Here is a 17684-nt window from a genome sequence, read left to right as displayed (position 1 = left end):
AAGGAAAGACCGATGGACAATGGCAATTTCGTAGGAACAGTCGATGTGGCGGAGCTCGCGCTCCTCCTATTCTTCTTGTTCTTCTTCGCATTGATCGTTTGGATCCGGCGAGAGGATCGCCGCGAAGGCTATCCGCTGGAAGAAGAAAACGGCAAGCTGCTGCCTGACGGCGGGCCGCTGGGCAAAGCGCCGACTAAGACGTTCATTCTGCCAAATGGCAAAGGCACATACAGTGTACCAAATGCGAATGATCGCGATCCGGTTGATATCGCAGCGAAGCAGCGCGAGCCGTTCAACGGTTCACCTTATATCCCGACCGGCAATCCGCTGACCGATGGCATTGGACCTGCCGGATATGCGCAGCGTGCGAAATGGCCTGATCAGGACGCGCATGGGCACAACCGTCTCGGGCCGCTCTCTGCGACAGACAAGATCAGCATTGCTCCCTTGAGCAAGGATCCGCGCGGCCTTCCTGTGATTGCCGCAGACGGCAAAACCGCGGGGACGGTCAGCGATCTGTGGGTCGATCATGCCGAGCATGTGATCCGCTATTTCGAAGTCGACACCGGCAGCGTGAAAGTCCTCGCACCGTTCAACATGGCGCGCATCTGGGGCGGCCGTGTCTTGCTCGACGCAATCAATGCAGAGGATTACGCCGGCGTGCCGCAACTTTCGACACCGGGTGAAATCACTCGCGATGAGGAAGAGCGGATCATGGCCTATTTTGGCGGCGGCTACCTCTACGCGAACCGTGACCGGCAGGAGCCGTTTATATGATGGAATACGATTTTGAACCGATCCGCGGTCTTCCGGAGGATCTGCCAGAAGGCGAGCACGTCGTCTGGCAGGGCTCCCCGGACTGGCGAGTGTTTGCGCGCAGCGCACTCTACACTCGTTGGGTAGCAGGCTATTTCGTTCTGCTAGCAGCGTTTGCGTTTGCAAGCGGCGGCTTGGGCGGAGCGATTGCAACGGGCCTTGCCGGGCTGGTTGTACTGGCACTGCTGGCAGGCTTTGCTGTGCTGGTGGCGAAGACCACGGTCTACACCATCACTAACAAGCGTATCGTGTTCAGAATCGGTATTGCATTAAATAAATGCATCAATCTGCCCTTAAAAGTGATCGGGGCAGCGGACTTACGTCCTCACGGGTCAGGCTTCGGCGATATCGCCGTCTCGCTGACGACCGCTCATCGGCTCGGTTATGCGGTGTTCTGGCCGCATGTGCGTCCGTTCCATTTCCGCGAGCCGCAGCCAATGCTGCGCGCATTGCCTGAAGTGGAGAAAGTCGCGCGTATGCTGGCAGAGAGCTGCGCTGCGATAGCGCCGCACCAAGCGGGTGAAGTCCTGAAAGATGCGAGCGAGCATGTCACGAATGACCGCCTGACAGGAGCGCCCGCATGACGCATGCCCATGCTCATTCTCACGGTGGCGGTCACGGTCACAGTCATGAGAATACAGTGCCCCGCGCGGCGCTCATCTCTGCCTGCGCTCTTGTGATACTATCGCTAGTCCTGACTTCCGCTGTATCGCTCGGGTTCTTGGAGCGTGAAGCTATCCCGCAACTCGAACGTGAAAAAGCGCAGGTGCAAGCCATCGCATCGCGCGATATTCGCTTCGATGATCGCGAAGATGGTGCGGTGATCATCTCTGACGTTAGTGACGGCTCATCCATCGCTGTCATTGGCGCAGAAACCGAAGGCGGGGGCTTTATTCGCGGGGTCATGCGCGGCCTGGCGCGCGAGCGCCGCATGCATGGGATCGGATCAGAGCCGCCTTTCGTCCTGACTGCCTGGGCTGACGGCTCACTGTCGCTCACTGACACCGCAACGGGTCGGATGATCGAGCTAGGGGCATTCGGGTCGGACAACCGTGTCACATTCGCGAAGCTATTGCCAATGGGAGAGGCATCATGAGTATTCGCAAATTCGATACACCTTGCTTGATCAGTGTCGAGCAGAGTGAGGATCACTTTCACGCACATGTCGAGCTTGATGGTAATCTCGCTATCGAGCCTGGCGACAAAGTCCGCGTGCACGGTGATCCGATCCAGGTCCGCTTCGGGGAGCGGGTGACTTTCAACCGTATGGCCACAGTGACGCGCGCAGGTTGGATCGCCCGCGCTTGGACGAAGCTCGCGGCCTATTTCGACCTCAAGGAGCTCTATGAGGTCAGCTTCAACCCTGGGAGGGCCAGATGAACGCACACACCCCGATCACGCGCGATGATGCCATGGACATGGCAAAGGAGAACACCGTTCTCAGCCCGCGTTTTTACACCACCGATTTCGATGCGCTCGATGCTATCGATGTCTCGCCCGTGCGGGCAGAATGGGATGCGCTGATCAATGAGATGATCGAGGATCGTAACAAGAAGCATTTCAAGAAAGACGACAGCTTTACAGGCGCGATTGATCGGCTCGAACCGGAATTGCGCGCAGAGTTCATCGATTTTCTCGTCAGCTCGCTAACGGCAGAATTTTCCGGCTGTGTGCTCTATGCAGAGATTGCCAAGCGCACGAAAAATCCTGACGTGAAGCAGCTCTTTAAACTGCTGGCGCGCGATGAAAGCCGGCATGCGGGCTTCATCAATGAATCGCTGAAAGATGCAGGCATTGGGATCGATCTGGGGTTCCTGACGCGGACCAAGAAATACACTTACTTCAAGCCGAAATTCATTTGGTACGCGGTCTATCTGTCGGAGAAGATTGGCTACGCGCGCTACATCTCGATCTATCGGCATTTGGCGGCAAATCCCGACAAGCAGATCCATCCGATTTTCAGCTGGTTTGAAGAGTGGTGCAATGACGAGTTTCGTCATGGGGAGGCCTTTGCGATGCTGATGCGCGCGGACCCCAAGCTCCTGCAAGGACATAACAAGCTGTGGGTACGCTTCTTCCTGCTGTCGGTTTACGCGACCATGTATGTGCGCGATCACAACCGGCCAGTGTTCCACGCCGCACTCGGAATTGATCCGACGGAGTATGACTACAAAGTCTTCGGGATCTGCAATCAGATCAGCCGGCAGGTCTTCCCAGTGGAGCTTGACATTGATGACCCGGCATTCCGCCGCAAGATGGATGCTTTGCTGAGGGCTGCTCAGAGAATCGAAGCGGGCAAGGAGCGAGGCGGCATTGTAGGCGCTTTGCAACGGGTTGCTGGAATGGCTGGAGCAGGTTTCAACTTCGCTCGCCTTTATGTGCACCGCACGCGTCCCAATGAGCTACCGCAAACCACAAGGCTTCAGCCTGCATGGTAAGCTGGAGCGGCCATATACTGCCTGTTCTGGTTACGATCGCGATCTGGTTTCTGGCGACAGGCCTGATCGCATGGATCGACAACCGTTCGCGGACGACGTTCCCGCGCAGCCTTGTGCTGGCTGGAGCGGTTGGCATCGCGGGCTTGGTTGTGATCTGGCTGTCTATGGCGAGCACAGCGAGCCTCGCGATCTATGCGAGTTTCGCAGGCGCCTTGATGGTTTGGGCATGGCACGAAGTGAGCTTCCTTACAGGGGCGGCTGCTGGCCCGCGGCGCGAGGCGTGTCCTGATGGTGCGCGAGGTTGGGAGCGGTTTGTGCATGCGAGCGCAACACTGCTTTATCACGAAGTGGCGTTGCTGCTGTCCGCGCTCATCCTGATTTCCCTCACTTGGAATGCCGTCAATCAGATCGGTGCGATGACGTTCGCGCTGCTTTATGGCCTGCGTCTGAGCGCGAAGCTCTGCATTTATTCAGGCGTGCCCAATACGCACACCGATATTCTCCCGCCGCATCTGGGGTATCTTCGCAGCTATTATGGGGCGAACCGCTTTAGCCCGGCCTTGCTGCTGGCGATACTTGGTATCGGTGCATTGAGCTTTGTCATCGGGCAGAGCGCATATCTCGCATCTCCCGGCAGCCCAGAGGCTATCGGCGCGAGCCTGCTGTTTGCGCTCGCGTGCCTGGGCCTGGTCGAGCATTTCTTTCTCGCATTGCCATTTCGTGATGGCGCGCTGTGGGGTTGGGCGCTGCCGCAGTCTGCGTGGCGATCAAACACACTCAACAAAGCTGTTTCAGCCCGCTCTTCAGCGGCGCAAACCCAAATAACAAAAGAGGAAAGCTGAAATCATGGATTTCGACACATTCTTTGCCGATGAGCTCCAGAAGGTCCGCGAGGAAGGGCGCTATCGCGTCTTTACAGAGATCAAGCGGCACCAGGGCAGCTTTCCCCATGCAACCCGCTATGTGAATGACGGGACACAGGATGTGACCGTCTGGTGTTCCAATGACTATCTCGGCATGGGGCAGAACCCGGTCGTGTTGGAAGCCATGCACAAAGTGCTGGACGAATGCGGTGCAGGCGCTGGCGGCACGCGCAATATCTCAGGCACAAACCATCACCATGTGCTGCTCGAAAATGAACTGGCGGACTTGCATGGCAAAGAGTCTGCGTTGCTGTTCACAAGCGGCTATGTGTCGAATTGGGCAGGGCTCGGCACGCTTGCCAACAAGATTCCTGGATGCGTGGTATTCTCTGATGCATTGAACCATGCTTCCATGATCGAAGGCATTCGTCATTCGCGTGCGCCGTATAAAATATGGAAGCACAATGATGTCGAAGATCTCGACGCCATGCTCTCTGAATACGGGCCCGACGTGCCCAAGCTGGTAGCATTCGAAAGCGTCTATTCAATGGATGGCGATATCGCACCGATCGCAGAAATCCTTGACGTTTGCGAAAGGCACGGTGCGATGAGCTATATCGACGAGGTTCATGCGGTTGGCCTTTATGGACCGCGCGGAGGCGGCGTCGCAGAGCGCGAAGGCCTGATGGATCGCATCACTGTAATTGAAGGCACACTGGGCAAAGCGTTTGGTGTGATGGGCGGGTATATTGCTGCTTCGGCTGATTTGGTCGACTTCGTTCGCACCTTTGCCAGCGGCTTCATCTTCTCAACTGCTTTGCCGCCTGCAGTTGCCGCGGGGGCGTGTGCCAGCATCAAGCATTTGAAGCATAGCGATGCTGAACGCGAAGCGCAGCGCGACCGGGTTGCGACTGTCCGTCGCAAGCTCGACATGCTGCGCATTCCGCACCTTCCTAATCCCAGCCACATCATTCCTGTGATGGTTGGCGACGCGAAGAAATGCAAAATGATCAGCGACTGGTTGATGGATAACCACGGTATATATGTGCAGCCGATCAACTATCCGACAGTGCCGGTTGGAACCGAGCGTCTGCGGATCACGCCATCACCTGTTCATAGTGATGGAGACATCGATCGTTTGATCCATGCGCTCAGCGACATCTGGTCGCAATGCGAATTGGCGCGGGGAGAAATCGCCGCCTGATCGCGAGGATTTTTGGCTTTGCCGTTCTCTCGGCAAACCGGCCCGGCTTGATTGCTCCCATTGATCAAGTCAGGCGCAGGCCCGGACACTCCCTCCGACCGGGCAAGGAAAAGGGCGCGGTCCGATATACGGAGCGCGCCCTTTTTTCTGAGTGAGCCAGGCGATTGACCAGCTCGACTAATCTTGAGCTTATTCCGCCCCAGCAGTTTCCAGATAGGCAATGATATCTGCACGATCCTGAGCATCTTTCAGGCCTGCAAATGCCATCTTAGTGCCTGGAATGACCCGCATCGGGTTTTCCAAGTACTGGAACATCTTCTCTTTTGACCAAGTGATGCCGCTGTTCGCATTGGCTTCTGTGTAATTATAGCCTTCTACAGTACCTGCTGCGCGGCCTACGATGCCTGCCAGTGATGGACCAATCCGGTTCTGACCAGGCTCAAGCACATGGCATGACTTGCACTGCAGGAAGACCTTCTCGCCAGCAGCCGCATCACCCGTGAAGTTTGCGAGGATAGTGCCGTCAACAGTCTCTGTATTGTCCGGCGCGGGCGCACCAGGAGCTTCGTCTGCTGGTTCTGCAGCAGCGGTTTCATCCCCTGCAGCTTCTTCAGTTGCTGCTGGCGCTGCATCATCGCTCGGCGCTGCTTCTTCGCTGCCGCCGCCGCAAGCAGCCAGCAGAGCGATGGGAGCAAGAGCACCCAGTGTAAGTGGCAGTTTCTTCATCGTTATCCCCTTAAGGTCATTCTCAAGATCGGATTAAAATTCTGATCAACTGGTCCTGAACGCTTCAACTCAGGATTGGTGCCGCAAGGTCGAAAAGTTTTTTAGTTGTTATCAAGCGAGTTGCTGATCGCGATGGTCGAGAGCGCGACATTCGAAAGCGTTTGCAGGAATTTCTGCAAATCGGCACCCGGAGCGCTCGACACATAGAGTACGTCATCATCACGTATTTGGAAGTCCTGAGCCACAAACAATCCTGCTGCTTGTGACAGATCGAGACGGTAAACTACGGGCACGCGGCCATCTTGAGTGATCTGCAGTCCGCTTAATATGGCCGGATCAATCGCTTCAGCATCTTCGAACCGAAATATGAAAACGCCGCGTATATCCGCTCGATCGTCGCGCAGGCCACCAGCCCGGCCCAAGGCCTGAGCAAGAGAGATGCCCGATCCTTCGAATGGCACTTCTGCGTTACGTTTCAAGGCGCCCAGAGCGATAAAGCTATAGGGCTTGTTCACCACAGTTACGATGTCTTCAGCTTGCAGAGAAATGTTCTGCGCAGGATCTAGGATTACTGCGTCGAGTGGCATCGAAGCAGCTTCGTTGCCGCGAGCAATTCTCACGGTGGTTTGTTCGATTTCCTGAACGGGGCCGCCAGCTTGAGCCAACACATCCAACAAGCGTTCGCCTCGTGAAGAAAGGGGAACACGTTGTGTTTGAGCAACCCTACCCATCACAGTGACCGTATTGGCTTGATTGCTTACAAGTCGAACGAGGACCTGTGGATCGTTTGCTCGTCCACGAAGCTCGCGCATAATAGCATCTTGCACCTGCGTTGTCGTGCGTCCAGCTGCAACGATCTTTCCGACGAACGGGACAGTGATTGAACCTGTTTCATCTACCGGTTGTTCTGGCACTGAGCCCCCTTGCGAAGTTGTGCTTCCAATCGGACTGGCGCCCATCAATTGTTGTCCGAACAGAACTGCTGGCGGTGCTTCCCACAAAGTAACACTAACGATATCGCCTTTTGCGAGCTTCGGAGCGACAAATTCCGCTTCTCCAAACACTTGGGCAAAGCTTTGTGCTTCCTGCGTGGCAGCTATGCGCGCGTTGGTCTCCCCATCCAACTGCACCACGGCAATATCTGCGGCTGCATAGGTCTCACTATCGGCGCCGCGAACAGTGCCGCTGCCAGGCCCGCCAGCTCCCAACGTGGAGCATGCACTCACCGCCATCGCGAGCAAGCATGCACCAATGATACGGAATATGGAGTTAGATGTTCTAGTTTCGCTCACAGAAACTTCTCATAGACTGATTGGAGCCGAGTGCGATGATTTTCTGGGCTGTATTTCGCGGCTTGCGCAGCCCCGCGCTTAATCAGATCAGCGCGCATGTCCGCATCGGCATCGAGTGCACGAATCGCTTCAGTGATGGCTTGCGGATCGTATGGATCAACCATGTAGGCTGCATCTCCGACAACTTCCGGCAATGATGATGTGTTGGAACAAATCACCGGCGTATTCAACAGCATAGCTTCTAATGCAGGCAAGCCGAATCCTTCATAGAGCGAAGGAAACAGCGCGGCTTTTGCGCCGCGAATGAGGCTTACGAGCATGCTGAACGGAACATAATCCATGCGAATAATTTGCTTCTGGTTCCGACGTCGGCGTGTGTTGCCAGCATGAGCACGGGGAGGACGGCCTTTCTCTTGAGGTTCAGCCTCTGGGGACCGTTTTGCCACGTTAAGCAAAGCAAGTTCCTTGTCCTCTTTCCAAGCTTGTGCACCGATTATGATCAGAGGCGTATCAACATCGCTTGAAAGATAGGCTTCGATGATCCGCCCGATATTCTTTTTCGGCTCAAGAGACCCCCAAAACAGGAAGTATTCCTTGTAATCACAGCCAGTGATGCCTTCGATTTCGCGTTCGACCTGTTCTTCCGGCTTCTCGCGATATTTCGCCGGGATTGAGACAGACTGATACGTGTTTGTGATCCTGTCTTCGGGAATGCCGATAAGCTCGACAAGATCGCGTTTGGAGTTCTCGGATACTGTAACGATGTGGTCTGCCTTGTCTCGCAGTAAGCGCATCAGTTTTAGATAACGGCGCTTATTGTCCAAGGTGGTGTACGGCAGCCGCAGCGGAACAAGGTCATGCAGCGTGTAAATATTGGGCCGACCGACAAGCTTTACAGGCAGCGGATAGGTCCAATGCGCCAAATCCGGCTGCTCATCCAAACGCACATTGATAAGCCTCTTCCAAATCGAGAACGCCGCTTGCGCGTTCTTGAAGATCTGGTTGGAATTATGGAGCGCATCGAAATACGGCAGTTGCGACGAGAAGGATTGGGTCACAACTCTTCCGGAAATGGGCACGGGCCTTGCGTTGTAACTCAGGCCACCCCGCAATGCCTGCTTGGCAAGCTCAACAAATGCAAAGAACTTGTTGGGTTCTACAGGACCATCGAAAAAGGAAATCTCGTTCAGGAGCTCATCGCGCTGATAAGAGCTTCGATTGCCGTAAAGGACAGAGACTCTGTGGCCAAGCTCATGGACCTCATAGCTGAGATTGCGCGCATAGGTGGCAACGCCGGTACCCTTCTCAAGTCCGAGGTTGTAGCCATCGATCAGGATGGTTTTGCCGGTTGATGAGGCTTGCCGACCGGCGCCAATGGGCTCTTTTGGTTGCGCGTCCATGGATAGCCCCTAAGCCGCCATCTGCGGATCTTGAGCGGCAAGAGCGGCGGCAGTTTTCGGCCAGCGCGCGAAAGCGCCCTGCTGCTTGAGCGCGGCGAGCAGTTTCTCCGGCGATGCCCCTGATTTCTCAAGCTGCTTGCGCGCAGCATCTGGCAGTGCATCGCCAAATTGGCAGATCGCAAACTGGCGTAACCTCGCAGCATCCTGAGCTGTGCATTTTTCGCCGGCAAGGGCGTCCGATTGCTCCGTCAGCATGGAAGCGCAGAGCGAATCCAGATTGGGGTAAAGGCGCAGCGCGCGAAGATACTCATCGGTCGATGGCTGAGCTTGCCCGCGTAACATCCAACTCAACCAATCTATATCCGGCCGTGTGGGCGGCTGCTCTGAGGCAGGACCATCGCTCGGCAAATGCATGGCGGAGTAGTAATAATCGCCCGCCTGTTTCTTCACGACATTCTTAATATGCGGCTCAACGTCGGCAATCGGTTTGCCTAAAGCAACAGAGGTCCGATATGCGACCTCTGCTTCTGCAAATTCACCTTGTTCCTTGTGCATGTGACCCAGCTGGGCCCAATAGCTGCTCTGATACGGGTAGAGAGCCAGCGCTTTCGCGTAATGCTCTGCGGCGCGTTGTCGTTGCTTTTGGTCGCGCGCCCAATCAGCCTGCTGTGTGAGTGCCCGAAAGCGTTCGTCAGAAAGAGCAGCGTGTTGAGAGGATTCAATCATTCGCGCACGATTGGTAAAGCTCACCGGCTGGGCTTGAGCGCGAGTATTCGCGCCGATCAGCTCTTTGTACTCTTCGTAAGCTTCTTCAAAATCATCACAAAGCGTGAGCTTGCCTTCGTGAAGGATAGCCCAGCGATTGCAGTTCTGACGCACATAGCTGGCATTGTGCGAAATGATGATCATCGCGCGATCGCCGCGCACTTCGAAGAGCTCATGATTGCAGCGATCGTGGAAGCGAGCATCGCCAACCGCACCGATTTCATCGATAAGGAAGCAATCGAACTCGATGATCATCGAAATTGCGAATGCCAACCGCGCCCGCATACCTGACGAGTAGGAACGGACAGGCTCCCTCAGATAAGGGCCTAGCTCCGCAAAATCTTCGACAAAGGCGATGTTCCGATCAAAGTCCTGATCGTAAATCGAAGTTATGAAACGGACGTTGTCCACGCCGGTCAATTGTGGCTGGAACGCGCCGCCAAATGCCAAGGGCCAAGAAATGGACATCGAACTCTCGATGGTTCCAGAGGTCGGCTTCTCGGCTCCGCTGATCAGCCTGATCAGTGTTGATTTGCCCGCGCCGTTACGGCCGAGAATGCCTAGGCGATCCCCTCGCGCGAGGTCGAAATTGATTCCGCGCAGCACGGTCTTTTCACCGAAGCGCGTCGGATAGGATTTGTGCACATCGCGCACTTGGATCAGGCCGCGCTCACTCATTCAGGAACAACCCGTTTCGATGTCCATCGGGCAAACATCAAGCCAACCACCGACAATATCAAATTGAAGCTGATGAGGTAGGATACGTCGTAAATTGCTTGTGCTCGGTCTCCAAACCATCCTTCACGGACCATTTCAACGCCATGAACCATCGGAAACATCAGAACAATTTCCTGAGCAAATTTCGGTAATGCCGCAACCAGGAAGGCGGCTCCTGAGAGCGGGAACATGATGTAAGATGCAGGATTCCAGAATTTCGATACAAGCTCGCTATGATGCGCAATTGAACCTAAGGTGATGGCGAGCCCGCAGCCGAACCATGCGAGCAAAAACCAACCCGCCACAGCCTTCAATACGTCCTCGGGGGGCTCAAGAATCCCGATTGCAATGAAAACCAGAGCAAGTGCGATGAACGAAATCGTCGCTCCGCCGAATTCCAGCAAAAGGCGCGCGAAATAGATGTCCAAAACCTTGATATTGCGGTGATACATCAGGCTGGCATTTTGAGCGATTGCGCCGATGCAGCGGCCCGGCATGTTCCGCCAGAGCAGCACACTAGAGTACCCGGTCAGCGAAAAAGCCACGATAGGCAAATCACTTCCATGCAAGGACCTGGTGGCTGTCCACAGCGCTGTGACAGCGAGTGTGAACATCATAGGCTCAAGAAAGAGCCAAAGGAAACCGATATTATGTCTGCCAAAGCGCGTCAGCATCTCGCGCACAAGCAAAGCGCCAATGATGCGCTTGGTGGTGCGAAAGCTTTCCTTCAAGGAAGGAGCTGCCTGAGCGCTTTCAGACATTACTCGCGGTGCTCTTTTATTCCGACGAGGAGCATGGCGATCACACCCCAAGCCAATAATCCCAAAACCAGCGTCGCGAAAATATTGCGCAAGCGCTGCGGGTAAATCGCAAAATCTGGCAGGGAGGGCTCCGAGATCCGTTCCACATAGGCCTGTTGGCGTCGCGCTTCCGCTTGCGCTTCTTGCAATGATGCCAAAGCGATGGCGAGCTGCTGTTCTGCAAACTCGGATGCAAGCGTGAGTTCTTGGAAACGTGCTGCATTGGTTGAAAGAGATTCCTTACCGCCTGCGATCTTTGCAGTTTGCGCATCGATCTCTCGCTCAAGCTGCGCAATCTGTGTGCGTAAGAATGGTATCTGCGAGGCTCTCGGCGTGTAGGCCTGCATTTGCTGCAGCTGTGTTCGTGCAGCGGTTAGCTGATCTTGAAGCTGCGCGATGGTTTGTAATCCGACTTGAGCTTGTAGCTGTGGATCGATCACCTCTTGCTGGTCTCGAAACCGGGCAAGAGCAAGCGATGCAGCTCTAGCCTTTTCACGTGCTTCCACAACCTGACCTTCAGAGAACTCGATAGCATCGCTGCGCGCACGGTTGGATAAATCATTGACCAATTGCTCCGCACCTTTGAGGAGCCTTTCATTGATTTCCCGCGCATGTTCGGGTGTGTAAGCCTCAACGCTAAGGCGTAGCACGCGCTGGCTGTCCCCCGGCTGGATCATCACTTTGCCGGAGAAATATGAGTACAGATGCTCAAAACTGTCACCAATTGGCCAGCCGAACCGGTCAAGAGCGAAGATTGCCGGATTGCCATAGGCCTCGCGCACGAGCCCGTCGGCATTCACCGCCTCTAGAGCGTCCCGCGACATGACATATTCTGTCACGGCGTCGCTTTCCTGATTTGACGTGGAGATACCAGTGGATCCCAACACGGCGTCGATCGGAGAGGCGCTGGATTTCGTCGTGCTGCTCACAACGATGCGCGACTCCGACACATAGATGTCTTCCGCGAGTAAGCCGAAATATACCATCGCAAGCAAAGTCGGCAGCGCGACGATCGCAAGAAATAACGGGCTGACTGCTTTCAACCGTTCCATCATCACCTATGCCCGTCTCTCTTGCTTCATGGGTTTGTGCTGTCGCTTAACAACATTGCCGTGGTCAGGCCAATGCAGCAAGCCGCCCTTGCTGGGCAATGACAGATTCATGAGCGGATTCGAGTTGATCAAGCCAGTTGTCCAACATGGAAAAATGGCGCGACCAGCGAGGCGGATTGAATGTCGCAATGGCGACACGCTGACGCTGGAACTCTTTACCCTGCACACAGAAATCCAAAACTGCGTCGATCCAGGCGCTGTCATCAGCGGGATCAAGCAGAGTAGGCACGCCTTGTCCGAGCTCGTTAAAGCTCGCAAGGTTTGATCCGATCACTGGTACCTTCCGCTCCAGCGCCTCGACGAGAGGTATGCCATAGCCTTCCGCAAAGGATGGCAGCAGAACCGCTCGCGCACTTGCAATGAGCTTCGCCATGCCTCGATCGTCCAGATCGGATTGGATGCTGATAAAGCGAGCGAGCCGCGGTTTCTTTTCAAGCTCGAAGAGAACTTCTTCGCTGCCTTTGCCCATCCCGCCAGCAAATATCAGCTGCGGGCAATTGTTCCCCAGTCTCTCGATCAGTTCTTCCCACACCCGCAAGAGCAAACCGCAGTTCTTGCGCCGCTCGATAGTGCCTACAGTGACAAAGGGCGCATTGCTCGTAGCCAAGGGTGGTCGCAAATGCGGCAGGGCGCCACCCGCGATGTGCGAAACCAAAACCGGCGGCAACCGAAGCTGATTGTTTTCTGCAAAATCGGCTAGCGCATCAGCTGTCGTCTGCGAGTTGGTCACAATTCCGGCTGCTTGCTGAAGCGCGCTTTCGACGCGCCCTCGATGTCGAGCTGTCTTGTGAGGCGTTGTAACAGAGGGGTTGGTAATTGGAATGAGATCGTGGAGCAGGTAGATTGGCTTGACCGCGTGACGCCCAACCCAGCGCCAATGGGCAGCAAGGTCAAAGTCGGAATGGCCCACATTAATGTAAAAAGCGTCTTTCAACTCACTGATTTGGAGCGGCGCAGCGGCACTTCTTGCGATGCAAGTGGCAAGCATACGGCGAAACTGCCAGCGCGGCAGGTTGAGCGCCATCATCAGCTCATCGCTTGCCGCGCGATTGAGGATCACTGCGCGTCCGCGTATCTGAATGACAGCAATTGCACGCTGAGAAAAATATGACGCGTAAGCGTCGCAAACGCGATCAATGCCCGTCGGGTTTGCCCCGTTCCACCTGCGCGCGGCTGCACGCGTCATGTCAAGTACGATGCGACTCACAACATCGCTCTTTCTTCGGTGAATTCCGGGCTGTGCACGGCGGCATCCTGTTGCTTCAGGAACGGTAGATGATGTGGGGCTTGTTGGCGGGCAAGCCCGAGAAAATGGGGGTCATCGACGTCAATCCACCAGGCTGTCCCTATGTCTCTGGTCCATGCCATCCCACGATCAGCGAGAGTCTGCATGCCGTCAGAAAGTGAGCCGGGTTTGCCCGCCTTGATGGCCTCTCTAATCGCTTCGATAAGGCCGGCGCTCGCGCGGAAAGCGCCGCAATCCACTGCATTGTAACTCGACAAATGCTTCCCGATCCGAACGATGCGCCCTTGAGCATCGCTTTCCACCCAAGTCGCATCGTCAGGATCGATCAATTCGGATTGAACATAACTGTCAGTCGCTAGCGCTACCCCTCTTTCAGGTGCCGCTTGCGCTGAAAGCATTTGAAGGATGGGGGCGCTGAATATGTGATCCGCCATGACCAGCAGGAATTGTTCGTCGAGTATGTCTGCCGCAGCAAGAATCGAATATCCGTTAGGCCGGGTGAAATCACCTACGTGTTTCGATACAATCGGAATACGTAGCCTGGCCGAAATCCGATCGATCTCCACTTCCAGCAGTTCTGCTTCGTATCCGGTTGCAACGACAATGCGATCCGCGCCCGCACTTTGTAGCTGCCGCGCCGAAATCTCCAGCAAGGTCACACCGTTGATCTGAGATAACGGCTTGCATGGCTCAGCGTCTCTCAATCGACTGCCAAAACCTGCTGCTAGGATGAGCGCGTCCATGACTGCGACCTCTTCCGCAACTACTCAGCAGCTTTGAGCTGACCCAAAAGATAATCGTCGAGCAGGCGTCCTGCCGTACCTTCATTCATTTGTTGGGGTGGATGCTTGCAATAATAGGCGCTTGGCACCGTCAGCGCGCCGCTTTCACCATTATCAAGCGCAAAGCGGCAGAAGCGGATCGCGTCCATAACGCAAGCCGCTGCATTCGGGCTGTCTTCGACCGACAGCCTCAGCTCGACCTCTACCGGCACACCGCCCCATTGCTCGCCTTCAAGCCGTAAGAAGCAGAGTTTATTGTCTTTTTGCCATGGGACATACTCTGACGGACCGATCTGAATATTCTCGTCATTCAAACGCCGAGCCATTGCGGCTTGAACAGCCTCAGTTTTCGATTCTTTCTTGCTGCTGATCCGATCGCGATCGAGCATGTTCATGAAGTCAGTGTTGCCGCCGGTGTTGAGCTGATACGTGCGATCGACGGATACGCCGCGCGATGCAAACAACGTCGACAAAGTGCGGTGGACGATTGTCGCGCCTACCTGCGCTTTGATATCATCCCCGACGATGGGCAGCCTTCGCGCCCGGAAACGCGCCTCCCAATCGGCATCGCTAGCGATGAAGACAGGGATACAATTCACAACAGCAACACCTGCTTCAAGCGCGCATTCCATGTAGAATTCTGTGGCCTGTTGCGAGCCGACTGGCAGGAAGTTCAGGAGAATTTCTGCCTGTGATGCATTCAGCGCTGCGACAATTTCGTCTTTGGTAGAATCAGGCTGATCAGAAACTTGAAAGCCGCGCTCCCCGCCTTGAACCATATGCGGGGCAACGCCGTCAAGCACGCATCCGCGAATGACTTTCGCACCTGTGAGTGGAACATCGTCCTGAAACACTTTGGTGTTGTTAGGCGGTGAAAATATGGCTTCAGCAACATCCTTCCCGACTTTGCGCTCGTCCACATCGATGCCCAGAACGAACTGCACGTCGGAAGGAAGATAGCCCGCGATCTCGGGATGGATCAGGCCGCCGGCATGAGGATTTTGCGTGTAAAAACTCACGCCCTGTACGAGCGAGCTTGCACAATTTCCGATACCTATAATGGCAACTCGGATGGGGGACATAATCCGACGACCTCGTAATAAAATGTGTTCCGGACCTAAGTGGGAATTTCCCGCAAAGCTATGGCCCGTTAATCCATATTGGTTTGTGTCGTTACACTCTTTCAACCGTCCATTGGCAGATTGGTTCAAATAATCCACCACTTGATTGTAATGCTCTGTATCTTTCCTGCGTCAATCGCGATCATTGGGAGGCAGGCCGACAGTCATGTGCGCTATTCTGAGTTCAGTTCGCCAACCCCGCCTGAAACTTTTACTTTAGATAGCTATCCAGAGACAAAGTTAATAAGTGATGACTTGGCGGCCGGACCTCACGGAAATACGCTTGCGATTTAGTAGCTTTGCGGCAATGCGAAAATCATGCCTTTGGTGTGTCTAGACTGTCGCTACGTTCGTGAGCGCCCTAGTGGCATCGGCATGGTCGTGCGGCAACTCGTGGACTATTTGCCTAGTATTGCTCCGGAATGGAGCTTTCTCTTTTTGCGTTCGAATGAGTTGAAAGAACCCTTATCTGCTGCGCCTAACACTTGCGAAATGGTTGTCGAATTTGGTGCCAACCACCCGTTGAGTATGTGGTTCCTACCCGAGCTGATCGACTTGAAAGGTGTTGATCTTTTTCATTCGCCTTCGAATATTCTGCCGGCGCGATTGCCGATGAACGCCGTGACCACTCTTCACGATGTCATGTGGCTCATGCGACCCGAGCTTTGTAGCGCGAGGATTTGGGGTAAGGTTGAACGTCGGTTTTATCAGCACGGTATGAAGCGCGCATTGCGGCGGTCAGATTCTATCATCTCGGTAAGCGAAGCGACGCGGAAAGACATTATCGCGTGCGATCCAAGCGCAGGCCCAAAGACAACTGCAATCTTGTCGGGTGTTTCGTCTAATTTTCGTCCCAGTGAAGTCGATGCGCGAGTGCTGGCAAAGTTCGGCATCGCCAAGAATAAATATGTTTTAACCGTAGGTCAGAACGCACCCTACAAGAATCATGAGAGTGTGATCCGTGGATTCGCGAAGGCATTCGCTGATTCGCCGCACATGCAGCTAGTGCTGATACAGCGCCGAGGCCTGCGTGACGCTGCCCTTCAACGGCTTTGCTCGGATTTGCGGATCGACGGGCGTGTGCGTTTCGTCGAACCTGTTGACGATGACGTTCTTGTGCAGCTGTATAACGGGGCGCTTGCGTTGCTTCATCCTTCCATCTGCGAAGGGTTCGGGATGCCATTAGCCGAAGCGATGGCTTGCGGATGCCCCGTAATCACAAGCGACCAGTCCGCAATGCCGGAAGTCACCGGCGGCGCGGCTCTGCTGGTCGATCCTCTAAATGTCGAAGCAATTGCGCACGCGCAGCGGCGGCTGGCGACCGATGCAGATCTGCGTGCAGAGTTGCGCGCCAAAGGTCTGGAACGGGCGGCGCAGCTAAGTTGGCAGAGATGCGCTGAGCAGCATCTTGAAGTGTATAAACAGGTGCTTCAGCGAACGTCTACCTGAATGCTCAGCTCCGTGAGTGTGCGGCGGGCGCGGAATATGCTGAACGCCAAAACGACATGCAAAACTATGATTTCGAACAGGAAATACCATACAGGTGATCCTGTCAGCATGGACGCGCCTAAGGCCAAAGTCCTGTATGGCTGCCCAAGCAGTGTACTACCGAAAAGCTTCTCTGGACCGGTCGCGACAAGCCGCGTGCGCATTGCTTCTGCCTTGTTTGGATCGGCCAGTGCTCGCTCAATTGCAGGCGCGCTCGGTGCCAGAATACCGGCAGCTTTCAAGTAGGTTGTACTGAGACCAGAAGCGTCCGCTGCCTTCTCCTGTGAGGTACTTGTTCTGAGCCATGGGATGCCGTGCACCCATTGCATGTATTGGCGGCGCTGGGATTCGTAGAAAATCGTTTGCGGAATGCGACTTAGCCCGGATCCAACACCCAATACCCAGCCAAGCCATCCCATACTTTGAGATAGAGCCCAGGCGAGGATGAGATAGAGCGCAATGTGCCCTGCATAATCGCATATCCCGTCAAACACTTCGCCTTGTGGACTGCTCTTCCCGGTTAGCCGGGCAAGGTCACCGTCCGCGCCATCAAGGACATGCCAGCTCGCATGGACTAGAAAGCCAAGAGCCACAGAAAATGCCCAGTTTTCGTGCACATAGATGATCGCAGCGAGCACGACCGCCAAGCCACCTGCGAAAGACACCATGTTCGGGGTAATCGGTGTGTGGCTGAGCGCTTTTGCAAGCCGCGCGGCGAGCGGATGGAAGATCAGCACATCGACCGGATGCTGCACAGCCCGCACGCGTCCGGTGCTCGTCAAAGAAGCATCATTCACGTTTGAATTCAGAGGTTTAGGCGAGGGATTGGGCTGCATGATCTCCACGCAAAACAGCTGTTTATCGACTGCGCTGGACGCATCATCGAGATCCAGCGCGATTTGCATTCGTAACAC

General features: G+C 55.1%; 18 protein-coding genes. 8 read left to right on the top strand and 10 right to left on the bottom strand.

Annotated features, from left to right (window positions below):
• Positions 1–12: 12 nt before the first annotated feature.
• The 7 genes from puhA to hemA are packed head-to-tail and all read left to right on the top strand — an operon-like array spanning position 13 to position 5321.
• Positions 13–777, top strand: a complete 765-nt coding sequence (gene puhA, locus HUO12_RS08660) for a photosynthetic reaction center subunit H (protein WP_176273181.1) — start codon at positions 13–15, stop codon at positions 775–777.
• Entirely contained in the window at positions 774–1400 is a 627-nt protein-coding gene (puhB, locus tag HUO12_RS08655; RefSeq protein ID WP_176273180.1) for a photosynthetic complex putative assembly protein PuhB, read from the top strand. Before puhA ends, puhB begins: the two co-directional genes overlap by 4 nt.
• Positions 1397–1912: a photosynthetic complex assembly protein PuhC gene (puhC, locus tag HUO12_RS08650; RefSeq protein ID WP_176273179.1), complete on the top strand. Its 516-nt coding sequence runs from the start codon at positions 1397–1399 to the stop codon at positions 1910–1912. The genes puhB and puhC overlap by 4 nt, the downstream gene beginning before the upstream one ends.
• Entirely contained in the window at positions 1909–2196 is a 288-nt protein-coding gene (locus tag HUO12_RS08645; RefSeq protein WP_176273178.1) for a hypothetical protein, read from the top strand. Before puhC ends, HUO12_RS08645 begins: the two co-directional genes overlap by 4 nt.
• Complete coding sequence (gene acsF / locus HUO12_RS08640) at positions 2193–3254, top strand: magnesium-protoporphyrin IX monomethyl ester (oxidative) cyclase (protein ID WP_176273177.1); 1062 nt, start codon at positions 2193–2195, stop codon at positions 3252–3254. The genes HUO12_RS08645 and acsF overlap by 4 nt, the downstream gene beginning before the upstream one ends.
• A complete protein-coding gene (gene puhE / locus HUO12_RS08635) occupies positions 3248–4096 on the top strand; it encodes a putative photosynthetic complex assembly protein PuhE (RefSeq protein ID WP_176273176.1) in 849 nt (282 codons plus the stop codon). Before acsF ends, puhE begins: the two co-directional genes overlap by 7 nt.
• A 4-nt stretch (positions 4097–4100) precedes the next feature.
• The gene (hemA, locus tag HUO12_RS08630) at positions 4101–5321 is read left to right on the top strand and encodes a 5-aminolevulinate synthase (RefSeq protein ID WP_176273175.1); all 1221 of its coding nucleotides are present in this window, start codon (positions 4101–4103) and stop codon (positions 5319–5321) included.
• Positions 5322–5510: 189 nt separating this feature from the next.
• On the opposite strand, the gene HUO12_RS08625 is transcribed toward hemA, so the two are convergent.
• The 9 genes from HUO12_RS08625 to HUO12_RS08585 all read right to left on the bottom strand — a co-directional run bounded on the left by HUO12_RS08625 (position 5511) and on the right by HUO12_RS08585 (position 15243).
• Positions 5511–6047, bottom strand: coding sequence for a c-type cytochrome (locus HUO12_RS08625; RefSeq protein ID WP_176273174.1), 537 nt, complete (start codon positions 6045–6047; stop codon positions 5511–5513).
• 101 nt (positions 6048–6148) lie between these two features.
• A complete protein-coding gene (locus tag HUO12_RS08620; protein ID WP_176274369.1) occupies positions 6149–7279 on the bottom strand; it encodes a polysaccharide biosynthesis/export family protein in 1131 nt (376 codons plus the stop codon).
• Positions 7280–7335: 56 nt separating this feature from the next.
• Entirely contained in the window at positions 7336–8739 is a 1404-nt protein-coding gene (locus HUO12_RS08615; RefSeq protein WP_217905182.1) for a glycosyltransferase family 4 protein, read from the bottom strand.
• A 9-nt stretch (positions 8740–8748) separates the two neighbouring features.
• Positions 8749–10182: an ATP-binding cassette domain-containing protein gene (locus HUO12_RS14665; RefSeq protein ID WP_332310393.1), complete on the bottom strand. Its 1434-nt coding sequence runs from the start codon at positions 10180–10182 to the stop codon at positions 8749–8751.
• The gene (locus HUO12_RS08605; protein WP_176273173.1) at positions 10179–10982 is read right to left on the bottom strand and encodes an ABC transporter permease; all 804 of its coding nucleotides are present in this window, start codon (positions 10980–10982) and stop codon (positions 10179–10181) included. Before HUO12_RS08605 ends, HUO12_RS14665 begins: the two co-directional genes overlap by 4 nt.
• Positions 10982–12076: a hypothetical protein gene (locus HUO12_RS08600; RefSeq protein WP_176273172.1), complete on the bottom strand. Its 1095-nt coding sequence runs from the start codon at positions 12074–12076 to the stop codon at positions 10982–10984. Before HUO12_RS08600 ends, HUO12_RS08605 begins: the two co-directional genes overlap by 1 nt.
• A 61-nt stretch (positions 12077–12137) precedes the next feature.
• Positions 12138–13340 carry a glycosyltransferase gene (locus tag HUO12_RS08595; protein ID WP_176273171.1) on the bottom strand — a complete coding sequence of 401 codons (1203 nt, stop codon included), beginning with the start codon at positions 13338–13340 and terminating at the stop codon, positions 12138–12140.
• Complete coding sequence (locus HUO12_RS08590; RefSeq protein ID WP_176273170.1) at positions 13337–14122, bottom strand: phosphocholine cytidylyltransferase family protein; 786 nt, start codon at positions 14120–14122, stop codon at positions 13337–13339. The genes HUO12_RS08595 and HUO12_RS08590 overlap by 4 nt, the downstream gene beginning before the upstream one ends.
• 20 nt (positions 14123–14142) lie before the next feature.
• Positions 14143–15243 (bottom strand): inositol-3-phosphate synthase, encoded by a 1101-nt coding sequence (locus HUO12_RS08585; protein WP_176273169.1) that lies wholly within the window; start codon positions 15241–15243, stop codon positions 14143–14145.
• Positions 15244–15657: 414 nt separating this feature from the next.
• Here HUO12_RS08585 and HUO12_RS08580 point away from each other — a divergent pair, with 414 nt between their 5' ends.
• Complete coding sequence (locus HUO12_RS08580; protein WP_176273168.1) at positions 15658–16731, top strand: glycosyltransferase family 4 protein; 1074 nt, start codon at positions 15658–15660, stop codon at positions 16729–16731.
• On the opposite strand, the gene HUO12_RS08575 is transcribed toward HUO12_RS08580, so the two are convergent.
• Positions 16713–17675 (bottom strand): CDP-alcohol phosphatidyltransferase family protein, encoded by a 963-nt coding sequence (locus HUO12_RS08575; protein WP_176273167.1) that lies wholly within the window; start codon positions 17673–17675, stop codon positions 16713–16715. The genes HUO12_RS08580 and HUO12_RS08575 overlap by 19 nt on opposite strands.
• Positions 17676–17684 lie beyond the last annotated feature (9 nt).

This window comes from Altererythrobacter lutimaris, from assembly GCF_013371495.1.
GTDB classification, from domain to species: Bacteria; Pseudomonadota; Alphaproteobacteria; order Sphingomonadales; family Sphingomonadaceae; genus Erythrobacter; species Erythrobacter lutimaris_A.
This window is presented reverse-complemented; position numbering and strand designations above follow the sequence as displayed.

Coding starts and splice junctions, on each gene's coding strand:
- puhA (WP_176273181.1), top strand. CDS start 13: ATGGACAATGGCAATTTCGTAGGAACAGTCGATGTGGCGGAGCTCGCG.
- puhE (WP_176273176.1), top strand. CDS start 3,248: ATGGTAAGCTGGAGCGGCCATATACTGCCTGTTCTGGTTACGATCGCG.
- HUO12_RS08615 (WP_217905182.1), bottom strand. CDS start 8,739: ATGGACGCGCAACCAAAAGAGCCCATTGGCGCCGGTCGGCAAGCCTCA.
- puhC (WP_176273179.1), top strand. CDS start 1,397: ATGACGCATGCCCATGCTCATTCTCACGGTGGCGGTCACGGTCACAGT.
- HUO12_RS08590 (WP_176273170.1), bottom strand. CDS start 14,122: ATGGACGCGCTCATCCTAGCAGCAGGTTTTGGCAGTCGATTGAGAGAC.
- HUO12_RS08600 (WP_176273172.1), bottom strand. CDS start 12,076: ATGATGGAACGGTTGAAAGCAGTCAGCCCGTTATTTCTTGCGATCGTC.
- acsF (WP_176273177.1), top strand. CDS start 2,193: ATGAACGCACACACCCCGATCACGCGCGATGATGCCATGGACATGGCA.
- puhB (WP_176273180.1), top strand. CDS start 774: ATGATGGAATACGATTTTGAACCGATCCGCGGTCTTCCGGAGGATCTG.
- HUO12_RS08580 (WP_176273168.1), top strand. CDS start 15,658: ATGGTCGTGCGGCAACTCGTGGACTATTTGCCTAGTATTGCTCCGGAA.
- HUO12_RS08625 (WP_176273174.1), bottom strand. CDS start 6,047: ATGAAGAAACTGCCACTTACACTGGGTGCTCTTGCTCCCATCGCTCTG.
- HUO12_RS08585 (WP_176273169.1), bottom strand. CDS start 15,243: ATGTCCCCCATCCGAGTTGCCATTATAGGTATCGGAAATTGTGCAAGC.
- HUO12_RS14665 (WP_332310393.1), bottom strand. CDS start 10,182: ATGAGTGAGCGCGGCCTGATCCAAGTGCGCGATGTGCACAAATCCTAT.
- HUO12_RS08645 (WP_176273178.1), top strand. CDS start 1,909: ATGAGTATTCGCAAATTCGATACACCTTGCTTGATCAGTGTCGAGCAG.
- HUO12_RS08605 (WP_176273173.1), bottom strand. CDS start 10,982: ATGTCTGAAAGCGCTCAGGCAGCTCCTTCCTTGAAGGAAAGCTTTCGC.
- hemA (WP_176273175.1), top strand. CDS start 4,101: ATGGATTTCGACACATTCTTTGCCGATGAGCTCCAGAAGGTCCGCGAG.
- HUO12_RS08575 (WP_176273167.1), bottom strand. CDS start 17,675: ATGCAAATCGCGCTGGATCTCGATGATGCGTCCAGCGCAGTCGATAAA.
- HUO12_RS08620 (WP_176274369.1), bottom strand. CDS start 7,279: ATGGCGGTGAGTGCATGCTCCACGTTGGGAGCTGGCGGGCCTGGCAGC.